The sequence below is a fragment of the Pyramidobacter porci genome (assembly GCF_009695745.1).
GTDB classification, from domain to species: domain Bacteria; phylum Synergistota; class Synergistia; order Synergistales; family Dethiosulfovibrionaceae; genus Pyramidobacter; species Pyramidobacter porci.
Genome location: NZ_VUNH01000006.1, coordinates 44613 through 64290, shown reverse-complemented (window position 1 = coordinate 64290; position 19678 = coordinate 44613). Strand labels below are relative to the sequence as shown.

17 protein-coding genes are annotated in these 19678 nt (G+C 59.9%); 2 read left to right on the top strand and 15 right to left on the bottom strand.

Features of this window, described 5'->3' with window-relative positions:
* The first annotated feature begins 62 nt into the window (after window positions 1-62).
* Complete coding sequence (locus FYJ74_RS06535) at window positions 63-965, top strand: LysR family transcriptional regulator (RefSeq protein WP_154528781.1); 903 nt, start codon at window positions 63-65, stop codon at window positions 963-965.
* 32 nt (window positions 966-997) lie between these two features.
* Here the strand turns inward: FYJ74_RS06535 and FYJ74_RS06530 are convergent, their stop codons facing one another.
* The 13 genes from FYJ74_RS06530 to lysA form a co-directional block, all read right to left on the bottom strand.
* Window positions 998-2542 (bottom strand): tripartite tricarboxylate transporter permease, encoded by a 1545-nt coding sequence (locus tag FYJ74_RS06530; RefSeq protein ID WP_154528780.1) that lies wholly within the window; start codon window positions 2540-2542, stop codon window positions 998-1000.
* Between the two features lie 12 nt (window positions 2543-2554).
* A complete protein-coding gene (locus FYJ74_RS06525; RefSeq protein WP_154528779.1) occupies window positions 2555-3031 on the bottom strand; it encodes a tripartite tricarboxylate transporter TctB family protein in 477 nt (158 codons plus the stop codon).
* Window positions 3032-3105: 74 nt separating this feature from the next.
* Entirely contained in the window at window positions 3106-4086 is a 981-nt protein-coding gene (locus FYJ74_RS06520; RefSeq protein ID WP_195838833.1) for a Bug family tripartite tricarboxylate transporter substrate binding protein, read from the bottom strand.
* A gap of 87 nt (window positions 4087-4173) precedes the next feature.
* Window positions 4174-4992: a glutamate racemase gene (gene murI, locus FYJ74_RS06515; RefSeq protein ID WP_154528777.1), complete on the bottom strand. Its 819-nt coding sequence runs from the start codon at window positions 4990-4992 to the stop codon at window positions 4174-4176.
* Window positions 4993-5754: 762 nt separating this feature from the next.
* Window positions 5755-5964: a heavy-metal-associated domain-containing protein gene (locus tag FYJ74_RS11955; protein ID WP_326830895.1), complete on the bottom strand. Its 210-nt coding sequence runs from the start codon at window positions 5962-5964 to the stop codon at window positions 5755-5757.
* Window positions 5961-8294, bottom strand: coding sequence for a heavy metal translocating P-type ATPase (locus FYJ74_RS06510; protein ID WP_229769387.1), 2334 nt, complete (start codon window positions 8292-8294; stop codon window positions 5961-5963). Before FYJ74_RS06510 ends, FYJ74_RS11955 begins: the two co-directional genes overlap by 4 nt.
* A 34-nt stretch (window positions 8295-8328) precedes the next feature.
* Complete coding sequence (locus tag FYJ74_RS06505; RefSeq protein ID WP_154528776.1) at window positions 8329-8634, bottom strand: metal-sensing transcriptional repressor; 306 nt, start codon at window positions 8632-8634, stop codon at window positions 8329-8331.
* 97 nt (window positions 8635-8731) lie between these two features.
* Window positions 8732-9220, bottom strand: a complete 489-nt coding sequence (locus FYJ74_RS06500) for a CreA family protein (protein ID WP_154528775.1) — start codon at window positions 9218-9220, stop codon at window positions 8732-8734.
* A gap of 80 nt (window positions 9221-9300) precedes the next feature.
* Window positions 9301-10110, bottom strand: coding sequence for a vWA domain-containing protein (locus FYJ74_RS06495; protein ID WP_154528774.1), 810 nt, complete (start codon window positions 10108-10110; stop codon window positions 9301-9303).
* Window positions 10111-10206: 96 nt separating this feature from the next.
* Window positions 10207-11079: an ROK family protein gene (locus tag FYJ74_RS06490; protein ID WP_154528773.1), complete on the bottom strand. Its 873-nt coding sequence runs from the start codon at window positions 11077-11079 to the stop codon at window positions 10207-10209.
* Window positions 11076-11825, bottom strand: coding sequence for an acyl-[acyl-carrier-protein] thioesterase (locus FYJ74_RS06485; protein WP_154528772.1), 750 nt, complete (start codon window positions 11823-11825; stop codon window positions 11076-11078). Before FYJ74_RS06485 ends, FYJ74_RS06490 begins: the two co-directional genes overlap by 4 nt.
* Before the next feature lie 267 nt (window positions 11826-12092).
* Window positions 12093-13766: a Na+/H+ antiporter NhaC family protein gene (locus FYJ74_RS06480; protein ID WP_229769386.1), complete on the bottom strand. Its 1674-nt coding sequence runs from the start codon at window positions 13764-13766 to the stop codon at window positions 12093-12095.
* An 82-nt stretch (window positions 13767-13848) separates the two neighbouring features.
* Window positions 13849-15102 carry a diaminopimelate decarboxylase gene (gene lysA / locus FYJ74_RS06475; RefSeq protein WP_154528869.1) on the bottom strand — a complete coding sequence of 418 codons (1254 nt, stop codon included), beginning with the start codon at window positions 15100-15102 and terminating at the stop codon, window positions 13849-13851.
* A gap of 707 nt (window positions 15103-15809) precedes the next feature.
* Between lysA and FYJ74_RS06470 the strand changes: the two genes are divergently transcribed.
* Window positions 15810-16424 (top strand): cytidylate kinase-like family protein, encoded by a 615-nt coding sequence (locus FYJ74_RS06470; protein WP_154528770.1) that lies wholly within the window; start codon window positions 15810-15812, stop codon window positions 16422-16424.
* 457 nt (window positions 16425-16881) lie between these two features.
* Here FYJ74_RS06470 and thiC read toward each other — a convergent pair whose 3' ends face one another.
* Complete coding sequence (thiC, locus tag FYJ74_RS06465) at window positions 16882-18195, bottom strand: phosphomethylpyrimidine synthase ThiC (RefSeq protein ID WP_154528769.1); 1314 nt, start codon at window positions 18193-18195, stop codon at window positions 16882-16884.
* A gap of 292 nt (window positions 18196-18487) precedes the next feature.
* Window positions 18488-19669: a M20 metallopeptidase family protein gene (locus tag FYJ74_RS06460; RefSeq protein ID WP_154528768.1), complete on the bottom strand. Its 1182-nt coding sequence runs from the start codon at window positions 19667-19669 to the stop codon at window positions 18488-18490.
* Window positions 19670-19678 lie beyond the last annotated feature (9 nt).

Here is a 19678-nt window from a genome sequence, read left to right as displayed (position 1 = left end):
CGTAAAATACAATGCTTTCTCTCCGAAACAGAATCTTTTGAAATGATGAGAGGAACACAGCGATGGATTTCAAAGACGCTAAAATCTATCTGGAACTGTGTAATTCGCGCAACATCACTCAGACGGCCCGCGTTGTTGGGCTTACCCAGTCCGCTGTAACGCAGCGCCTTCAGAATCTCGAACGCGAGTTCGGCTTTCAGCTCGTTTTGCGTGAACGTGGGCAGAAGACGATCGAACTAACTGCACAGGGCGTGCGTCTGCTGCCTATCATCCAGCAGTGGGCTGATCTGTATGAGTCGGCATACGCCTTGCGTAACGAAACGGCCCGCACGTCCGTGAAAATCGCCTGTACTGAAAGCATTGGTTCGTATCTGCTGCCTAAGTTTTTTTTCGATTATGCACAGAGTCACAAAAATCTGGCTCTGTCAATCCACAACAGTCACTCTTGGGAGATTTTCGACTCTCTCGAAAGCGGATCGAGCGATATCGGACTGACCAATCGCGAAACCAGTCTGTTTCACGAGCAGCTCCAGATCGTTCCGGTATATCGTGAATCGTATGTGCTTCTTACGTCGAAAGCCAATCGCGCTGAATACTCCCGAAAGATCGTGCATCCCAAAGATTTGGATGTCTCGCGCGAACTTTTTTTCGATATTACTCCTTCATTTACTCAGTGGCGCAAGAGCTGGTGGGAGGAAAAACGTCCGTTCGTACAGACTAGTTTTGCCCAGATTTTACCGCCAATGTTGAGCAATTCGCCCTACTGGTCTATTCTGCCGCTGTCAATCGCGCGCTCCTTCGCCCAACAGTACAATCTGGATTACTACTTGCTTGCGCAGGAACCGGAGCGCCGCACCTGCTCAATCGTCACGAACAGGCAGTCGAGAACGTACAAAGCTACGGAGAAAGAAGCCCTGATCTCTGCGCTAACAGAGTTCTTCAAAAGGCTGGAACAACAACAGTAAGAACTTTCCCCAGCAGAAAACGTGTTTTTTAATCAATCTTCCTTGACGTCGAAAACTTTCGACATCTTTTCCATTTCAGTTTCTGTACCGGAAAGGTGTCGTTCAGCTTTGCGCCTGTCGCGGACGAATGGCCAGACCAGTGAGCCGAAAGCGATCAACAGCAGCGTCAGACTGACCGGTCGCGTGACGAACGTTACAAAACCATTTTGACTGTATGTTAGCCCTTGACGCAGGTTTGATTCAAGCATCGGCCCGAGAATGTAACCAAGGATGAACGGCGAAGTGGGGAGATTGCCAGCTGCCATCAGAATAGCCACGCCGCCCATGACGATCATCAGACCGCAGTTGAATATCGTGTTCGAGTCAGCATACGCCCCGACGACGCAGATCGCGAGGATCGCCGCGTAAAGATAGCACACCGGCGTGCGTAGAATGTACGGGAATGTGCGCATGCCGAAAAATTGCAGAACCAGTACCAACACGGCGGAGAACAGCAGCACGCCGAAGAAGCAGTACACAAGTTCCCTGTTGTTGACCATAAGAAGTGGGCCGGCATCGATGCCGTGGATCATCAGTCCTCCGATGAGCATGGCTGTCGGCGTATCGCCGGGAATTCCTAGAGCCACCATCGGAATTATTGCGCCGCCGATTGCCGCGTTATTTGACGTTTCAGAGGCGATGATGCCTTCGTCGCAGCCCGTGCCGAATTTCTCAGGCGTCTTGGACGACGCTTTTGCCTGAGCATAGGCAACTAGATTGGCAAGCCCCGCTCCAAGCCCCGGCAGAAAACCAATCCACAGACCGATAAAGAATGATTTTACAATCAGGAACCAGTATGAGAAAAACTCGCCAAACGGTATGCCGAAACCGGTGACGCTTTTGGTATCGATGTCGGGTGTTTTGGTATCGCCTTTGGCGAAATTCTTCACCAGTGTGGCGACGGCAAACACGCCGAGGATCAGACCTATCTGGTTGACGCCACTATACAAGTTGACGATGTCAAACGTGAAACGTTTCGCGCCGTCGATCGGGGCAATGCCGATCGTGGAGATAATTACGCCAAGCAGCCCGGCGATAAGACCGTTGAATATGTTGCCTTTGGACATCGTCACAACGAGAATGATCGCGCAGGAGCACAGTGAGAAAAACTCCCACGGCCCCATTTTCACCGCATAGCGCGCTAGAATCGGACAAAAGATCATGGAAATGAGAACACTAACAAATGTGCCTATGAACGAGGCGAGAATACCGATGCCAAGCGCGCGGGACGCGCGGCCGTTTTTCGCCATCGGGTAGCCGTCAAAGCATGTCGCTACTGACGCGGGCGTTCCGGGCACGCCGATTAGAACAGCGCTGATAAGACCGCCGGAAATACCGCCAACGTAAACAGAACCCAAAAAGAGAATGCCCGTGACGGGTGTCATCGAAAAAGATACCGGCAGCATCAATGCGATCCCCGTCGTGGCTGAAAGGCCAGGAACGGCCCCGAAAATGATACCAATGACAGTTCCGCCAAAGATGACAAGCAAATTAGAAGGATCGAGAAGCGCTGAAAGAACTGTGAGCAGCATATCCATGACAGATTTCTCCTAATAGACAAGAGCTTCGATCAGTTTACCAAAGGGCAGTGGTACCATAATGATGTACTCAAAGATGAACCACAGCACTGCTGTCACGGCAATCGCAAAGACAGCCAGGACAAGCGGGGTGAGCCTGCTCTTTTCGCTCATGGACAGCACCATCAAAGGCACAGCCGCAAGCGTAGATATAATGTACCCCAGCCAGTGTATCGCAGCTACGTAGCTGATAAGAATGGAGAACATCAGTGCGACACGTTTCCAGCCCTTGCGAGTAAAAAGCGGGACGGCCGGTCTCCGTCCTTCCGTGCCCATCTTGCCGACCGCGCAGAGGATCAGAGCCACAGCCGCGCCGATGGGAAAAGCTTTAGGTCCGATATCGCCCGACTGAGAGAGAAACAGCGACTTGAGCATTAGCGACTGAGCAATCACGAAGCAAGCAAACGTAATCAACCCGATGCTGAACGCAATAGTCTTATTGAATCTCATGCGAAAATCACCTCCTATGAAATGAAACTTGGCAAAAAAGCCGGCGCAAAAGGCGCCGGCTTTTTCAGATTGCGTTACATGCCGGGCGCAAGGATGCCAAGCGAAGCCGCGACATTGCGGTAGCTGTCATATAGGCCTTCAACCATCTTTACGGCATCAACATACGAGGGACAGAGTACCTGCTCCTGATTCATGTCGGCAAGCTGTTTCTGAACCTCAGCGTCGTTGAATACTTCGGCAAATGTCCTGTAAATTTCCTCACAGAGTGAGTCGTCAAGTCTGGCGGTGTAGAGAAAATTACAGTTTTTCACGGTGATATCGGCAAAACCGGCGTCTTTGAGCGTCGGAACGTTTCTCAACGATTCTGGCGTGCTTTCGGGTACGTAAAGCGCGGCAAGCACTTTGACCTCGCCGGCTTCCAGATACTGTTGAGCCAGCGTAACCGCGACCGTAGTCGCTTCGATGATATTGCCCATGATAGCCGTCACGCGTTTTGCGTCGCCAGAGCCAGTTTCGACATAATTCCATTCGACGCCCAGATTCTGTCGGGCATTTTCAGCATAGTAGTGAGAAGCCGAGCCGAGTTGCATGCCAAACAGGAGTTTTCCAGGATTGGCTTTACAGTATGCGACCAGATCCTGCACCGTGTTGAACGGGGAATTCTTCGGAACGATCAGATACTGCGACGTTTTTGCTTCGGTCACGGCAACCGTGCTGAACTTTTCAGTGGGGTTAAGGTCGTGGTTGCCCGCGAAGTAGCTGGTAAACCAGCTCGGCGTGACCCAGCCGATTACGCTGCCATCCTTGCGGGCGTTGGCAACCGTGTTGTAACATACTGCGCCATTGCCTTCGGTCTGGTTGACGACAACAAAGTTGTGCCCCGTTTTCTTGTTTAGCGCTTTGGCAAAGATGCGTGCACACAAGTCAGAGTTGCCACCTGCTGCGAACGGAACGTAAATCTGCACGGTTCGCCCTTTCGGCCACGAAGCCGCCAGAGCCTCGCCAGACACGGCTATCAGAGCCGTCAGCATTACAAACGCGAAAAACTTTTTCATCATGCTCCCCCCTAAGAATGTATGGTTCTGGTACAATTACAGCCTTGAAAACTCTTTACCTTTTTATTACAGGTTGAATGCAAAACGTTATTTTTCCAGAGGCGTCGGAGCCGGAACGAGACGGATGCTTTCAATGTTTTTCAGGCCGACGAACGACGCCATACGGCGGTAGACTTTCGTGTCGCTTGTAGTGCAGATGCTCAGCGTTCCCTGCCCGTTTGGGCGAAGGGCGTTTTCGCGCTTCAAATATGCTTTGACCATTCGAGCCTGCGACGCGGCAGGGTTTATGAAGCGCGTAAACTGCGGATACAGTTTTTTAATGTTGTCGATGATGAGCGGGAAGTGCGTACAGCCGAGAACGAGCGATTCAAGGTGGGGGTGCGCAGCAACGAGGACGCCAAGCGTATCTTTCAGCTCCGCGTTGATGCGTTTCTGATCGAGATCGCCATCTTCGATGATACGCGCCAGCCACGGGCATCCCTTGGAATAGACTTTTGTTTCCGGCAGCCCAGCCCGGATCAGCTGTACATATTGCCCTGTCTTGGCCGTGAACATGGTGGAAAGTACGCCAACTTCGGAAAGTTTAAGTGCGATCACGTCGTCGGCCCCAGCCTGGACGATGCTGAAGATTCTGAAGTCAAAATCCGGCTGGTAGGCGTCGATCAACGTTGAGATAGTGTTGCACGCCACGGCGACAACTTTAACACTCTGATCTCTGAGAAAGGAAAGGCTCTGGCGCGTCAGATGGAGAATCTCTTCCCTGCTGCGGTTGCCGTAGGGCTGGTATTTGCCTTCGCCAAGATAGATGATGTCTTCGCACGGCAAAATTTTTTGCAGTTCCCTGACGACGGTATAGCCGCCCAGTCCGGCGTCCATTACGCCGATAGGAGATAACGCGTTTAGCATGAAAACACTCCCTCCATATACGAAAATGGATGTGGAATACTTTGACCGGCTCGATTTTTAAGTACGAAACCGATATAGGCATTATATATTAATGAAATTTATTTGTAAAGAACGAAAGAATTATGCTGTTATAATGGTGATATATAAATAAGATTTCACAATTTCTGTCCGATAAAGATCAATTTGCAAGAATTATAATAAAATAATATTAGCTATTATTATTTTTTGACCTATTATGGAAGTAGACTGGACATCAGAGGGTAAGACGTAATATTATTTTAATAGCATGATTAAAGTTAAGTATCACAGTCTATGACGTGTTTAAAATATACTGAGCAATATCCAAATATACGACCTTCTAAGGACAACAAGCAGAAATTGAACAAACGCGCAAGAAGAGCCAGCACAAGAGAATCGAATGGAAACTGAAAGTTCTTGGTTGTGCATCGAAGGGGAAACCTAAAAGAAATCAGCAAAAGTACGAAATACAATTACAAAATATTTCTTCATACCATCAGAACAGCCACATGAGTGTGAACATTTCAGCAAATGATACTATTTCTCAATTAAAATGCTGAACACAAGGGCTTTGTGAATCTCCTTCGCAACGCCCTTGTGTTCAGCATTTTAATTAAAAAGTAGTATAATCATCGATACTTTTGAACTTCAGCACACCAGGCTTCTGTCACACTATGACATGCATCAAGCCCAGGCCGGAACGTTCCGACCTGAGCTTGATGCAACTTGTGGCGGTGAAAAGTCTTATTCGATCGCGGCAACGGCGTAATCCTGGTCCTCGACGGCTTTTTTCAACACGGCGTCGGGGACGTCTTTGCTCAGCGTGACGACGGCGGTGCCTTTTTCGTGGCTGACTTCGGCGGAGGCGACGCCTTCCACGGCTTCCAGGGCTTTTTTGACGCGGGCTTCGCAGTGGCCGCACATCATGCCTTCAACGTTCAGTGTCTTGGTCATTGTTCCGTTCTCCTTTTCCGATTCAATCTGTCCAGCCCCACGGGCCGGATCTTTTTATCCTTTTTCGCGCTGCGCAGGTCGAAGAAGTTCAACCGCAGCGCGTTGGATACGACGCAGAAGCTCGACAGGCTCATGGCCGCGGCGCCGAACATGGGGCTCATCTTCCAGCCCAGCAGGGAGATCCAGGCGCCGGCCGCCAGCGGAATGCCGACGACGTTGTAGAAGAAGGCCCAGAACAGGTTCTCGTGGATGTTGCGCAGCGTGGCGCGGCTGAGGCGCACGGCAGCGGGAACGTCGCTGAGGCGGCTGTTCATGAGCACGACATCGGCGGCGTCGATGGCGACGTCGGTGCCGGCGCCGATGGCGATGCCGGTGTCGGCGCGGGTGAGGGCGGGGGCGTCGTTGATGCCGTCGCCGACCATGGCGGTTCTGCCGCGCTTCTGCAGCTCGCGGATCACGGCTTCCTTGCCGTCGGGCAGTACGCCGGCCACGACCTGATCGACGCCGGCCTGCGCGCCGATGGCGCGGGCGGTGCGTTCGTTGTCGCCGGTGAGCATGACGACGCGGATGCCCATGTCCTGAAGTTCCTTCACGGCCTGCGGGCTGTCTTCCTTGATGGTGTCGGCCACGGCGATGACGCCCATGAACTTTCCGCCGCGCGTGAAAAGCAGCGGCGTCTTGCCCTGTTCCGCCAGCGCTTCGGCCTTGGCGTTCATGTCCTTGGGCACGGCGGCGCGGCCGGCGACGAACTTGAGGCTGCCTCCGAGCAGTTCTTCCCCGTTCTGCGCGGCGGTCAGGCCGTTGCCGGGCAGGGCGCGGAAACCGCTCACTTCCGCCGCGGCCAGGCCTTCGTCGCGGCTTTTCTGCATCACGGCGCGGGCCAGCGGGTGCTCGCTCTTGCTTTCCAGCGCGCAGGCCAGCTCGAGCAGTTCCCGTTCACTCACGCCATCGGCGGGCAAAAGGTCGGTCACTTTCGGCTCGCCGCTGGTGATGGTGCCGGTCTTGTCGAGGGCGACGATCTGCACGCGGCCGGCAGCCTCGAGCGAGGCGGCGGTCTTGAAGAGGATGCCGTGACGCGCGCCCATGCCGTTGCCGACCATGATCGCCACGGGCGTGGCCAGGCCCAGCGCGCAGGGACAGGAGATGACCAGCACGGAAATGCCGCGGGCGAGCGCGAAGCCGAACTCTTCGCCCAGCAGCCACCACACAGCGGTGGTCGCAAGGGCGACGGCGATCACGGCGGGGACGAAGACGCCCGACACCTTGTCGGCGACTTTGGCAATCGGGGCTTTGGTGGCCGCGGCGTCGCTGACCATGCGGATGATCTGCGACAGCGTGGTGTCCTCGCCGACGCGGGTAGCGCGGCAGCGGAGGTAGCCGGACTGGTTGACCGTGGCGGCGCTGACTTTGTCGCCGGGGGCCTTGTCGACTGGAACGCTCTCACCGGTCAGCGCCGCTTCGTTGACGGCGGAATGGCCGTCGAGGATCACGCCGTCGACGGGCACGTTCTCGCCGGGATGGACGGCAAACTCGTCGCCGACCTGCACGCGGTCGATGGGGACAACGGTCTCGGCGCCGTCTCGAAGCAGCGTGGCGGTTTGAGGCGCCAGTTTCATCAGCCCTTTGAGGGCGTCGGTGGTGCGCCCTTTGGAGCGGGCCTCGAGCATTTTGCCGACGGTGATCAGCGTCAGGATCATGGCCGCCGACTCGAAGTAGAACTCGTGCAGATAATGCGCCGCCGCGGCCGCGTCGCCCCGCGCCTGCGCGCCGGTCATCAGGAACAGGGCCGCGACGCTGTAAGCGAACGACGCTGCCGAGCCAAGCGCCACCAGCGTGTCCATGTTGGGCGCGCCGTGCATCAGCCCTTTGAAGCCGCTCGTGAAAAACTTTTTGTTGATCAGTATGACGACGGCTGCCAGGATCATCTGCGCCAGCCCCGCGGCGACGGGATTGCCGTCGAAGAACCGCGGCAGCGGCCAGCCCCACATCGAATGTCCCATGGAAAGGTACATCAGCGCCCCCAGGAAGCCCAGCGACGCGAAAAGGCGGCGTTTGAGCGCCGGCGTTTCGCGGTCCTTCAGCGCCTCCTCGTCTTCGGCCAGCTTCGCCGCGGCGGAGGGCTTTGTCCCCGCGCCCTTGAGCGAGGCGCCGTAGCCCGCCTGTTCCACGGCTTTGACGATCGCCGCTTCGGACGCCGTTCCCTCCACGCCCATGGAATTGGTCAGCAGGCTGACGGAAACGGCGCTGACGCCGGGGACCTTCGACACGGCCTTTTCCACGCGGGCGCTGCAGGCCGCGCAGCTCATGCCCGTAACGTTGTATTGCTCCATCGCGAAAACCTCTTTTCCTGCAAAAAAATCGCCGTCACTTCATCAGCTTCTGCAGCGTCGCCAGCAGCTCGTCGATCGTTCCCTCCCGCCCTGCCCGGATGTCGTCGAGCACACAGGAACGGATGTGGTTCGCCAGCAGCTCGCGGTTGAAGGCGTTCATCGCCGCCGTGACGGCCGAACACTGGATCAGGATCTCCGGACAATAGGCGCTCTTTTCCACCATGCCCTTGATGCCGCGGATCTGTCCCTCGATGCGGCTGAGGCGGTTGATCAGCTTGCGGTACTCTTCGGGCGAGCGCTCCTTGGTACGCTGAACGCGCGCGCAGCATTTTTCGTCCATGTATTCTTTCCCCCCGACTCGTTATGAGTGCATAATATACCCCTATTAGGTATTTGTCAAGCAAGCGAAAAACACGTCGCGAAGCGGCGGAGATTCGTCACTTTCCGCTTCCCGGTTCTCCCGCCAGCGGGATCACGGCGATGGCGTTGAAGGGGCTGCCGTCGAGCAACAGCGTGGAGGTGGCGAGATAAACGAAACAGTCGGTCTCGCCGTCGTAAAAGCGCACAACCTTCATCTTTCGGAAAATGGCCGAGCGGGATTTGAACACCTGCGTCTCTTTTTTCTGGCGTTTATCGGGAACGATGGGCTCGCGCCCGGTCCGCACGATCGACAGCGAGAACCGCGCCGGATCCTCGGCCAGCCCCAGAGCGCCGGAGACACCGCCGGCCTTGGCGTAGGAGACATAGCACACGATCGAGGGGAAATCGGGATCGCGGAACGCTTCGACGACGACTTTGTGATTGGGCCCCACCAGTTTGAAAGCCGTGTCCACTTCGCCGACTTCCCAGCGCTCTTTCGGCGCGCCTCTTCCCGGCAGGGCGAAAGCCAGGCACAGGATGACAGCGACGATCATTTTCTTTTTCATTTTCGGCCACCTCCGATTCGAATGAAACGTGCCGGAGAACTCTTCGCGAGAGAGTTCTCCGGCACTTATTCTACACGACGTTATTTCTTTTCGGGAGCCGGAGCTTTTTTCCAGCTGCCGTCGAGCTGCCCTTTCTCGCGAAGCATCTTCACCGCTTCGCCGGCGCTCTCGTAGACGGCCCCCACGCCCTTGGAATCGGCGGCGTAGTCCATGGCGGCTTCTTTGCGGATGCCCAGCGAGCCGGCCTCGGCCACGGAATCGATGTTGGCGCCCATGAAGATGAACTGCCAGCCGTACTTTTCCTGCGCGTCGGAGACGAGCTTCCTGACGGCGGCGCGGCTGAACTCGCGGCTGGAGTTTTCCAGCCCGTCGGTCATGATCATGAAGATCACCAGCTCCGACTTGGGGCAGGTCCCGTTTTTCTTGAAGTCGCCGTCCACCTGCAGGACCGTGCGCCCCACCGCGTCGAGCAGCGCCGTGCTGCCGCGGGCGAAGTACTCCTTCTCGGTGAGCGCCGCCACGTCCTTGATCGGCTTGTCGCTGTAAAGAATCTCGTACTGGTGGTCGAACAGCACCGTGGTGACCATGGCCGAAGCGGCTTCCTGACGCTGCTTGTCGATGAAGCTGTTGTAGCCGCCGATGGTGTCGCCGGTGAGGTGCTGCATCGAACCGGAACGGTCGAGGATGCAGACGAGGTGCACCTTGTCCTTGTCAAGCGGCGGACATTTGTCGGTGTGATCGTGGGACAGTTCGGGCAGCTTCCCGTCGCGCGGCAGGACCCCGTCCGACCGCTGCTGAACCTGCTGGGGCATGGGCGGCACGGCGGCAAGGGCGGCCGCGGCCGTCAGGACGGAACACAGGGAAAGACACAGAGCACAGAGTTTTTTCATGGATCAATCTCTCCTTTTGGATCGTTTCATTTTCTCCGGATCGGGGCGCGGAACCTCAATCTGAACCGATCATAAAGCCGACTTTATCGAAACGCATCACCCGTTGGGGTGAACTTCCGCCCACAGAGCTTCGGCGCCGAGCAGCGGCGCGTCCTCGCCGAGGCGCGCCAGCCGCATCTCCGGCCCGGGGCGGTACACGGGCGACAGCAGCGGCTGCATGTAGTCGCGCAGATCGTCAAGCAGCCCGTCGAGACGCGACAGGCCGCCGCCGACGACGATCGCCTCGGGGTCGAGCAGATGGGTCAGCGTCGTAAAGGCGCAGGCCAGCGCGCGCAGTCCCTCGGCGAAAGGACGGGCCAGCCAGGCGTTCTCGCGCTGTTCCCAGAGTTTTTTCATGTCGCGGCCGTAGCCGTATTTCTCGCCGGCGCGTTCCAGAACGTCGGCGGAAAAGAAGCTTTCCACGTGCCCGCGTCCGCCGCAGCCGCAGCCGCGGTCCTCCAGCAGCGGAAAGTGACCGATCTCGCCGGTGCGGCCGCGCCGGCCGCGCACGAGCCGGCCGCCGACGATCACGGCACCGCCCACGCCGGTGCCCAGCGCGCAGAAGACGAAGTCTTTCAGTCCCCGCGCCGCGCCGCCGCGCATCTCGCCCAGCGCCGCGCAGTCGCAGTCGTTGGCGAGGGACGTTTCGCGCCCGGTCAGTTCGCCAAGGGCATAGTCCGTCAGCCCATCCCAGCCGTTCAGGTTCGGGCAGCAACCGATGCTCCGGCCGTCGAGCACCATGCCCGGCACGCCCATGACCAGCGGCGCGTCACCGGCCCCCAGCTCCGCCAGCAGCGCCGCCAGCGCCGCGCAGACGGCTGCCGGCGTGCGCTGCGGCGGCGTCGGCACGGTCTTTTTGCGCAACACGCGCCCGCTTTCGACCAACCCGGCCGTCAGCGTGTGACCGCCAAGATCCGCCGCGGCGATCATGGCCGCGCGCTCCCCACTTCGGCCCAGCGCGTCGAGAACTGGGCGATCAGCTCGCCGCCGTCGCTTCGGATCTCGTGACGGAAGTCCAGGCCGTCCTGCTGCGTCGTCACCGTCAGGTCCATGCCGTAGACGGCTTCATGCTTGTAGAGAATGTCGGCCCCGACGAGACCGCAGCTCATGTAGACCTCGCGCGGCACGGCCTCGGCAGCCCAGCTCAGGTAATAGGCGTTGTTGACGTGGCCGTTTGCGTCCAGCTCGCCGAGGCGCACGTGCAGCCGCACGGACCGATCGGCGCGCTCCAGCCTTTTCGGCGCCACGAAGACCGGTTCGAACGGCGTCTCCTCGGCCTTTTCCATGAACACCCTCGGCAGATGGCGGCTCAACCGCACGGGACGCCGCGAGGCCAGATCGACGAAGATCCACATGCTGTCGGCGAGCCCGGTCTGCTTTCCCCGCCCGTCGAGCAGCCGGAAGCGGCGCACCGAATAGAGATCGCGCAGCGGCATGTGCCCCGTGTTGATCGCGCCCGCATCGCCGCTCATCAGCGGCCGGTCGAGGCGGATCGAATACTGGTGCAGCATCCAGGCACAGCCGCAACGCCAGTAGTCGGGCGGCGGATCCATGGCGTCGACGGCGCCGTCCGCCGCGTCCTGAAACATGTTCAGCAGGTGAAACGGTTTCAGCGCGCTGCAGGGCGTCACCTCCGACCGGGGGACCGAAAATTTTTTCGTGAACATCAGGGCCATGGGCTATCTTCCTCTCTCTGGGGCGATTCTAAATAAGCGGCGGCAAACGGACATTGTCCTTTCCGACAATTTTACCACGCCGCGATCCCGGCGCGCCCGCCGCGCCGGTTCCAAAGACGGATGCCGAGCAGATTCCGACGACAGCGCGTCCCCCGATGGCTCAACCGTCATCGGGGGACGCGCAAAATGTTCCACGTGGAACATCATCGTTCGTTCGTCAGATTCAGTTTCCTGCATCTCTACGGTCCGCCTGGGGGGCCGCGCATTTCAATCCTGCGTTTCGCCGCCGGCGGAAACGTAGTCATCGACGCGGCCGGACACGGCGAAGAAGGCCGCCGCGACCAGCGCCGCTCCGACTGCCAGCGACAGCCAGTGATTCAGGCCGAGGGCAATGCAGAGATAGCCTGCCGCCGCCCCCACGCCCGCCAGAAGCGCGTAAGGAAGCTGCGTCTTGACGTGGTCGATGTGATCGGCGCCGCAGAACATGGACGACATGATCGTCGTATCGCTGATGGGACTGCAGTGATCTCCGAAGACGGCGCCGGCGAACACGGCGCCGACGGTGGGCAGCATGTAGGTCGTCACGTCGATGCCGGCCGCGGCCGAAACTTTGGCCAGCAGCGGCACGACGATAGGCATCAGGATTCCCATCGTGCCGTAGGACGTGCCCGTGCAGAAGGAGATGACCATGCCCGTCAGGAAGGTCAGCAGCGGGATCCAAGCGGGCGAGAGAAAGTCCTTCGTGACCGAGACGAGATATGCCGCCGTGCCGACGGATTTGATCGAAGCGCTGATGCCCCAGGCGTAGATGAGGATCATCGAACCGACGAAGACCGCCTGGCCGCCCTTGAGAAAGCCGCGGAACAGGCGGCTCAGGCTGGCCGCGCGCTGAAGACGGAACAGCGCCAGCGTCATCACCGCCGCGGCGTAAGAACCGTAGATCAGCGCCAGCGAGCTGTCGGAGTTGGCCATGGCTTCGCTCAGCCCCACTTTTGGGAAACCTCCCGTGACCAGCAGCATGCCGACGATGAAAACCACGAGAAACACGACCGGCAGCACGAAGTTGACGACGCGGTCGGGCACGTTTTCGGCCGGTTCGAGGTCGGGATCGCCGGCCGCACTCGTCAACGGCATGGCGCCGTCGCGAAGGACTTTGCCGGAGCTGCGGGCGCGGCGCTCGGCGGCCAGCATCGGCCCAAAATCGCGGCTGCTCAGGACCACCAGCGTCACCAGCAGAAGAGCGATCAGATTGTAGAACACGAACGGGATAGACTGAAGATACGTGTTGTAAGCGCTGCCCTGAATGCCGAGCTCGCCGTACTGTTTGCCGATCTGGCCGACCATATAGGCCACCCAGGACGAGACGCCGGCGATGGCCGCCACCGGAGCGGCCGTGCTGTCCACGAGGTAGGACAGCTTTTCTTTCGACACCCGGTAGCTGTCGGAAATAGGACGCATCGTCGTGCCGACCACGGCGGCGGTCACATAGTCCTCAAAAAAAATCACGATCCCGGCCAGCTCGGTGAAAAGCATGGCGCTGCGGCTGCTTCTGATCCTGCGCGACAGGGCGTTGACGGCGGCTCGCACGCCGCCGCCCGCCTGCATGACGCCGACCATGCCGCTCATGACGATGCACGTCATGAAGATGCGGGCGCCCCACGGATCACCGAGCGAGTTCCAGATGTTCTCGATGGCCGCGCCAAAACCGTAAATCGGATTCCAGTCGCTGATCATGGTGCCGGCGATCCAGCTGCCGACGAACAGCGAGGGAATGACCTCGTGCGTGGTCAGACAGAGCACGATGGCGACCACGGGCGGCAGCAGCGACAGAACCCCGAATTGAGGCGAGGCCGCTTCGTCGGCGGCAAACGCCGTTCCGCAAAGCGCCGCAAAGAGAGCGGCCGCGACGAAAAGTACACAAGAAATTCGACGGTGAGACATCACAAAGACCTCCTCGAAAATCGAAATCGGCTCATACCGTTTTATCGGATCCAGCGGCGGCGTTCCGCCGCGAATTCCCCGCTCACTCCAGCTGACCGCACAGCAGCTCGTCGAACGTCTGGCGGCGCACCGCCACGCGGGCCTGTCCGTCGCGGACGAAGATCACGGCGGGGCGCAGGGCGCAGTTATAGGTGCTGAACATGGAATAATTGTAGGCGCCCGTCAGCGGCACGGCCAGCAGGTCTCCGCGGCGCAGTTCCGGCACCGGCGTGTCGAGCGTCAACACGTCGCCCGTCTCGCAGCACGGCCCGGCGATCGCGGCGCGGCGGCCCGCGGGGCGATCCGTGTCGTTGGCCAGGCGCACTCCGTACTCCGCCTGGTAAAGCTGCGGGCGCGGATTGTCCGTCATGCCGCCGTCCACCGCCACGTAGGTGCGCACGCCGGGGATCTCCTTGACGCCCTGCACCGTGTAGAGCGTAATTCCCGCTTCACCCGCCACCCATCTCCCGGGTTCGAAAGCGACTTCGGGACGGGGCAGCCCCAGTTCGGCGCAGCGCGCGTCGACGCGGTCGAGGATGGCGGCGACAAAACGTTCCGCCGGCGCCCCGGCCGCGCCGGGACGCTCGGGAATGCCGAAGCCGCCGCCGAGGTCGAGCTCGCGCGCCGCAAAGCCCGTCGCCTCGCGCAGGCTGCGCATGATCTCCGTCATGCGGTCCGCCGTCAGCAGGTAGGTCTCGACGTCGCGGATCTGGCTGCCGACGTGGACGTGCAGCCCCGCCAGGTCGAGCCCCGGCGCGCCGAGGGCGAAGCGCACGGCGCGTTCCAGATGCGCCAGAGGCACGCCGAACTTGCAGTCCTTCTGCGCCGTCTGGATGAAACGGTGCGTATGCGCCTCGATGCCGGGGCTGAGGCGGAGCAGGATCTTCTGCCGGAGGCCGCGTTTCGCGCAGAGGCTCGCCAGCAATGCCAGCTCGTCCTCGCTGTCAACCGCCACCGTGCCGACGCGCTTTTCCAGCCCGGCGGCGAGGAACGCCTCCGTCTTGGCGTTGCCGTGCAGCGTCACGCGCTCCATCGGGAAGCCCGCCGCGCAGGCGACGTGGAACTCGCCCAACGACACCGTGTCGAGGCACAGCCCCTCTTCGTCGACCAGACGCGCCATGGCGACGTTCAAAAAAGCTTTGCCGGCGTAGCAGACGCGCGCGTTCCGTCCCGCCACCGCGGCGCGCAGCCTTCTGCAACGGTCGCGCAGCATCGCTTCGTCCATCACGTACAGCGGCGTGCCGTATTGTTTTGCCAGCGTCACTGTGTCGCAGCCACCCCAGATCAGATGATTCATTGCCATCCCATCCCTTCGGAAAAGTTCACAAAAAAGCGCGTCCCCGTGTATTCTTCGCAAATACACAGGGACGCGCTTCACATTTTCGGCACGCGGTACCACCCTGCTTGAACGCAGCCGTCCCGCCGGGAGGACCGTGACAGCGCGGGAAGCAAAAAGACTCGCCCCCACGCTGTAGGGACGAGTCTGAGATCAGTCTCGCGGTACCACCCTGCTTGGACGCATCGCTGCATCCCGCTCGGACCCGATCACGAGGGTCAATCCGGGAAATTTACTCCGGCGCCAGGCGCGCTTTTTCAATTCCAGCTCCCCGGGCCTTGCCCGTCAGATTCTTTCACGCGGAAATTCTTCCAGCCTGTGGAATCTCCTCTCTGGCGCCGTGAAAATGACGAATCGACGGGATCCGGTTCATCGCCTTTATCCATATTCATCTGTTGGTGAAAATTATAACCGTAGTTTCCCGTCTGTCAAGAGCGGAATTGAAATAAATTTTCACTGTTACGGCAATTCCGACAACCATTCCTCGCGAGCTCCTTTTTCCCCCGCGGGCTTCGGAGAGATCGCCGTCGCTTCAGTCCGATGCTGGAAAAAAGGCGGTATTTGTGGTATTTTATTATAAGCAGTGGGGCCTTTATTCCCGGCCGCACCATTCTTCCCGAACAATCTGCATAAAATCCATTCTCAAGAGGCAGGAGGGACTGATTCACATGACAGCACGCATCATCACCATTGGTCGCGAGTACGGCAGCGGCGGACGCAGCATCGGCGAACAAGCTGCCAAAATGCTGGGATACGGATTCTACGACAAGGTCCTGATCGACCTCGCCGCCAAGAAGAGTGGTTTTGCCATCGATTACATCAGAAACACCGAAGAGCAGGTCACGCCCAATTATCTGTTCAACCTGGCCGCTAACGGCTATTACGCTAATTCGATGTTCATCAACGACGGGCTGCCCGCTTCGGACAATCTCTTTATCCTGCAGAGCAAGATCATCCGCGAGCTGGCCGAGAAAGGCCCCTGCGTCATCGTCGGGCGCTGCGCCGATTACATTCTGCGCGACCGCACCGACTGCCTGAACGTGTTCATCCACGCGCCGCTGGCCGACCGCGTCGCCCGCGCCGTCGGCGAATACGGCCTGCCCGCGGAGGGCGCCGAGAAAACCGTGCAGCGCAACGACAAGATCCGTTCCAAACACTACCAGTATTACGCCGGCAGCAAGTGGGGCCATATCCACCGTTACCACCTTACGCTCAACAGCAGCGCCTTCGGCTGCGAAGCCGCCGCGGCCCTGATCGTCGAGACCGCACGGAAGTTCGGCTAAAGGTGACTCGATCGCGACGCCCATTGTCAAGGAGCCACAAAAAACGGAGCCTGAAAAAGCAGGTTCCGTTTTTTCGTTTTCCGGCGCGCCCAGAGCACCGGCGTTCATTCTCGCTTTCGTTGAAAAGGGCGCGGGATATTCGCTGCTCCCGGCCGCGTGCATCAGCGCCGTGACGGTCGTGACCGTTCACTCTGGCGCCGTTTTTAATCAGGGCGTTGATGACGCAAATATGCGGATTGAATTGGACGGCACTCATCAACACGGTCAGACCGTTTTCGTCGCGCTCGTTCGCGAAACGATTTGAATCGGATGTTCCCGAGTGTTCCACGTGGAACATTTGGCTTGAAATGACGAATGACGCTTCTTTGCAAACTATCGACCGAAAATGAGTCGCCGTCTTTCGGCAACAGACGAACCGCCGCGGAGGATCCTTTTGCGTCCCCGCGGCGGCTCGTTTTTACAAAATGTCGATGTACTCGCCGGCCAGAGCCTTGTTCATGCTGCGCACGGCGCAGAATTTGCCGCACATGCTGCAGGTTTCGCTGTGGTCGTCCTCGGGCGCGCGGCTTGCGCGGATGGCTTTGGCGGTTTCCGGATCGACGGCTTCCAGCCACTGCGCGTCCCAGTCCAGTTTGCGGCGCGCCGCGGCCATGCGGTCGTCCTGCTCGCGCGCGCCGGGAATGCCCTTGGCGATGTCGGCGGCGTGGGCGGCGATGCGGCTGGCGATGATGCCCTGTTTGACGTCGTCCACGTTGGGCAGGGCCAGATGTTCGGCGGGCGTGACGTAGCACAGGAAGGCCGCGCCGTTGGCCGCCGCCACCGCGCCGCCGATGGCGGCGGTGATGTGGTCGTAGCCGGGAGCGATGTCGGTAACGAGGGGGCCGAGCACGTAGAACGGCGCGCCCCGGCAGATAGTCTGCTGCACTTTCATGTTGGCGGCGATCTGGTCCAGCGGCACGTGCCCCGGGCCTTCGACCATGACCTGAACGTCCTTGTCCCAGGCGCGGCGGGTCAATTCGCCGAGGCGGACGAGCTCCTCGATCTGACAGACGTCGGTGGCGTCGGCAAGACAGCCGGGGCGGCAGGCGTCGCCGAGGCTGATGGTGACGTCGTGCTCGCGGCAGATGTCGAGGATCTCGTCGAAATGGGAATAAAACGGGTTTTCCTCGCCGGTCATGCACATCCAGGCGAAGACAAGGCTGCCGCCGCGGCTGACGATGTTCATCGCCCGTCCGCAGCTTCTGATCTGCTCGATGGTCTTGCGCGTGATGCCGCAGTGGAGCGTGACGAAATCAACGCCGTCTTCCGCGTGCAGGCGCACCACGTCGACGAAATCCTGAGCGCTGAGCGTGGAAAGGTCGCGCCGGTAATGGATGACCGCGTCGTACACGGGCACGGTGCCGATCATGGCGGGGCACTCGCCGCACAGCTTGCGGCGGAAAGGCCGCGTGTCGCCGTGGCTGGACAGGTCCATGATCGCCTCCGCGCCCAGAGCGACGGCGCTCATCACCTTTTGCATTTCCACGTCGTAGTCCGTGCAGTCGCGGCTGACGCCGAGATTGACGTTGATCTTGGTCTTGAGCATGCTGCCGATGCCGTTGGGATCGAGGCCCCGATGCCCGTGGTTGGCGGGGATCACGGCTGTGCCCTCGGCCATCCAGCCCATCAGTTCCTCGACGCCGCAGCGTTCTTTCTTCGCGACGATCTCCATTTCCGGCGTGACGACGCCGCGTCGCGCCGCTTCCATCTGCGTGTGGTAGTTTCGTTCCATGTGGCGGACTCCCTTCCTGCTTTCGCTGTGGATAGCGAAAATTCCTGTGGAACCGGCGTTTTCCTCCAGCACAAAAAATGGAGCGGACTCCCCGTGCGGAGCCCGCTCCATACATTTTTCTGCGTCTTCCTCCGCGGGCATTATCCCAACAGGTTCACGGGTCGGAACGCCAGTTCCCTCTCAGCCTGCGTGACGCAAGCTCCCCGGTTCGCTTTTCGTTTGATGCAGGAACAGTCTAGCAGGCCGCGGCCGATTTGACAAGCGCGCCGCGGCGGCAAAAGGCGCAAAACTTCTATTTCTTCCCGCGGCTTTTGCCGTAATCAAGCGCCAGCGCCGACAGCAGCTTCACGCCCAGCGGCACGACGGCGTCGTCGACGCGGAACTCGGCGCTGTGATGCGGCGCGTCGGTGCCCATGCCGAGGTTGAAGTACGCGGCCGGGATTTTTTCGCCGTAGTAGCTGAAATCCTCGGATCCCATGGCAAACTCGCGTTCCACAAGGCGATCCTCAAGCCCTTCAGCTTTCGCCACGTCCAGGATCCAGTCGGTGACGTCGGGATTGTTGACGGTGACCGGGTAGACTTTCTCGTACTTCAGCTCGGCCGTGCAGTTCCACGCCGCGGCGATGCCGTCGACGATGCGGCGGAAGCGTTCGGGCATGGCTTCGCGCGTTTCCATGTCGGAGCAGCGCACGGTGCCGCACATCGTGCAGGTATCGGGAATGACGTTGCGGGCCTCGCCCGCTTTGATGGCGCCGATGCCGACCACGACCGGTTCGAGGGCGCTCACTTCCTGCGGCGCGATGGCCGTCAGCGCCGGCACCAGGGCCGCGGCGCAGAGCATCGGATTGACGGCGCGGTGGGGGCTGGCGCCGTGACCGCCCTTGCCGTGGATGACGATGTCCCAGATGTCGGCGGAGGCCATCATCGGCCCCTTCTTCCAGCCGATTTTGCCGGCCGGCATCTGACTCTGCACGTGCTCGCCGATGATCGCGTCGACGCCTTCGAGCGCGCCGTCGGCGATCACCGCCGGCGCGCCGGAGCCGGGGCCGGCTTCCTCGGCGGGCTGAAACAGGAACCTCACCGCGCCGCACAGTTCGTCCCGGTGCTCCTGCACCACCTGAACGACGCCGGCGAGGATGGCCGCGTGGGCGTCGTGCCCGCAGGCGTGCATGACGCCCGCGCATTCGGAGGCGACGTCGTGGGACGGATCCTCGGCGACGGGCAGCGCGTCGATGTCGGCGCGGATCATCAGCGTCGGGCCGGGCTTGGCCCCCTTGATCTCGGCGACGAGGCCGCACTGAGTGCCCTTGAATCCTTTTTTGACCACGGAAACACCGAGTTCCGCCATTCGGGCGGCGATTTTTTTCGTCGTCTCCACCTCGCGCCAGGAAAGTTCCGGGTGACGGTGAAGCTCGCGGCGCAAGGCCACGGCCGCTTCGGAAGCGCGTGCGACGCTGTCCTGCCTGTCTGCCATGTGAAAAGA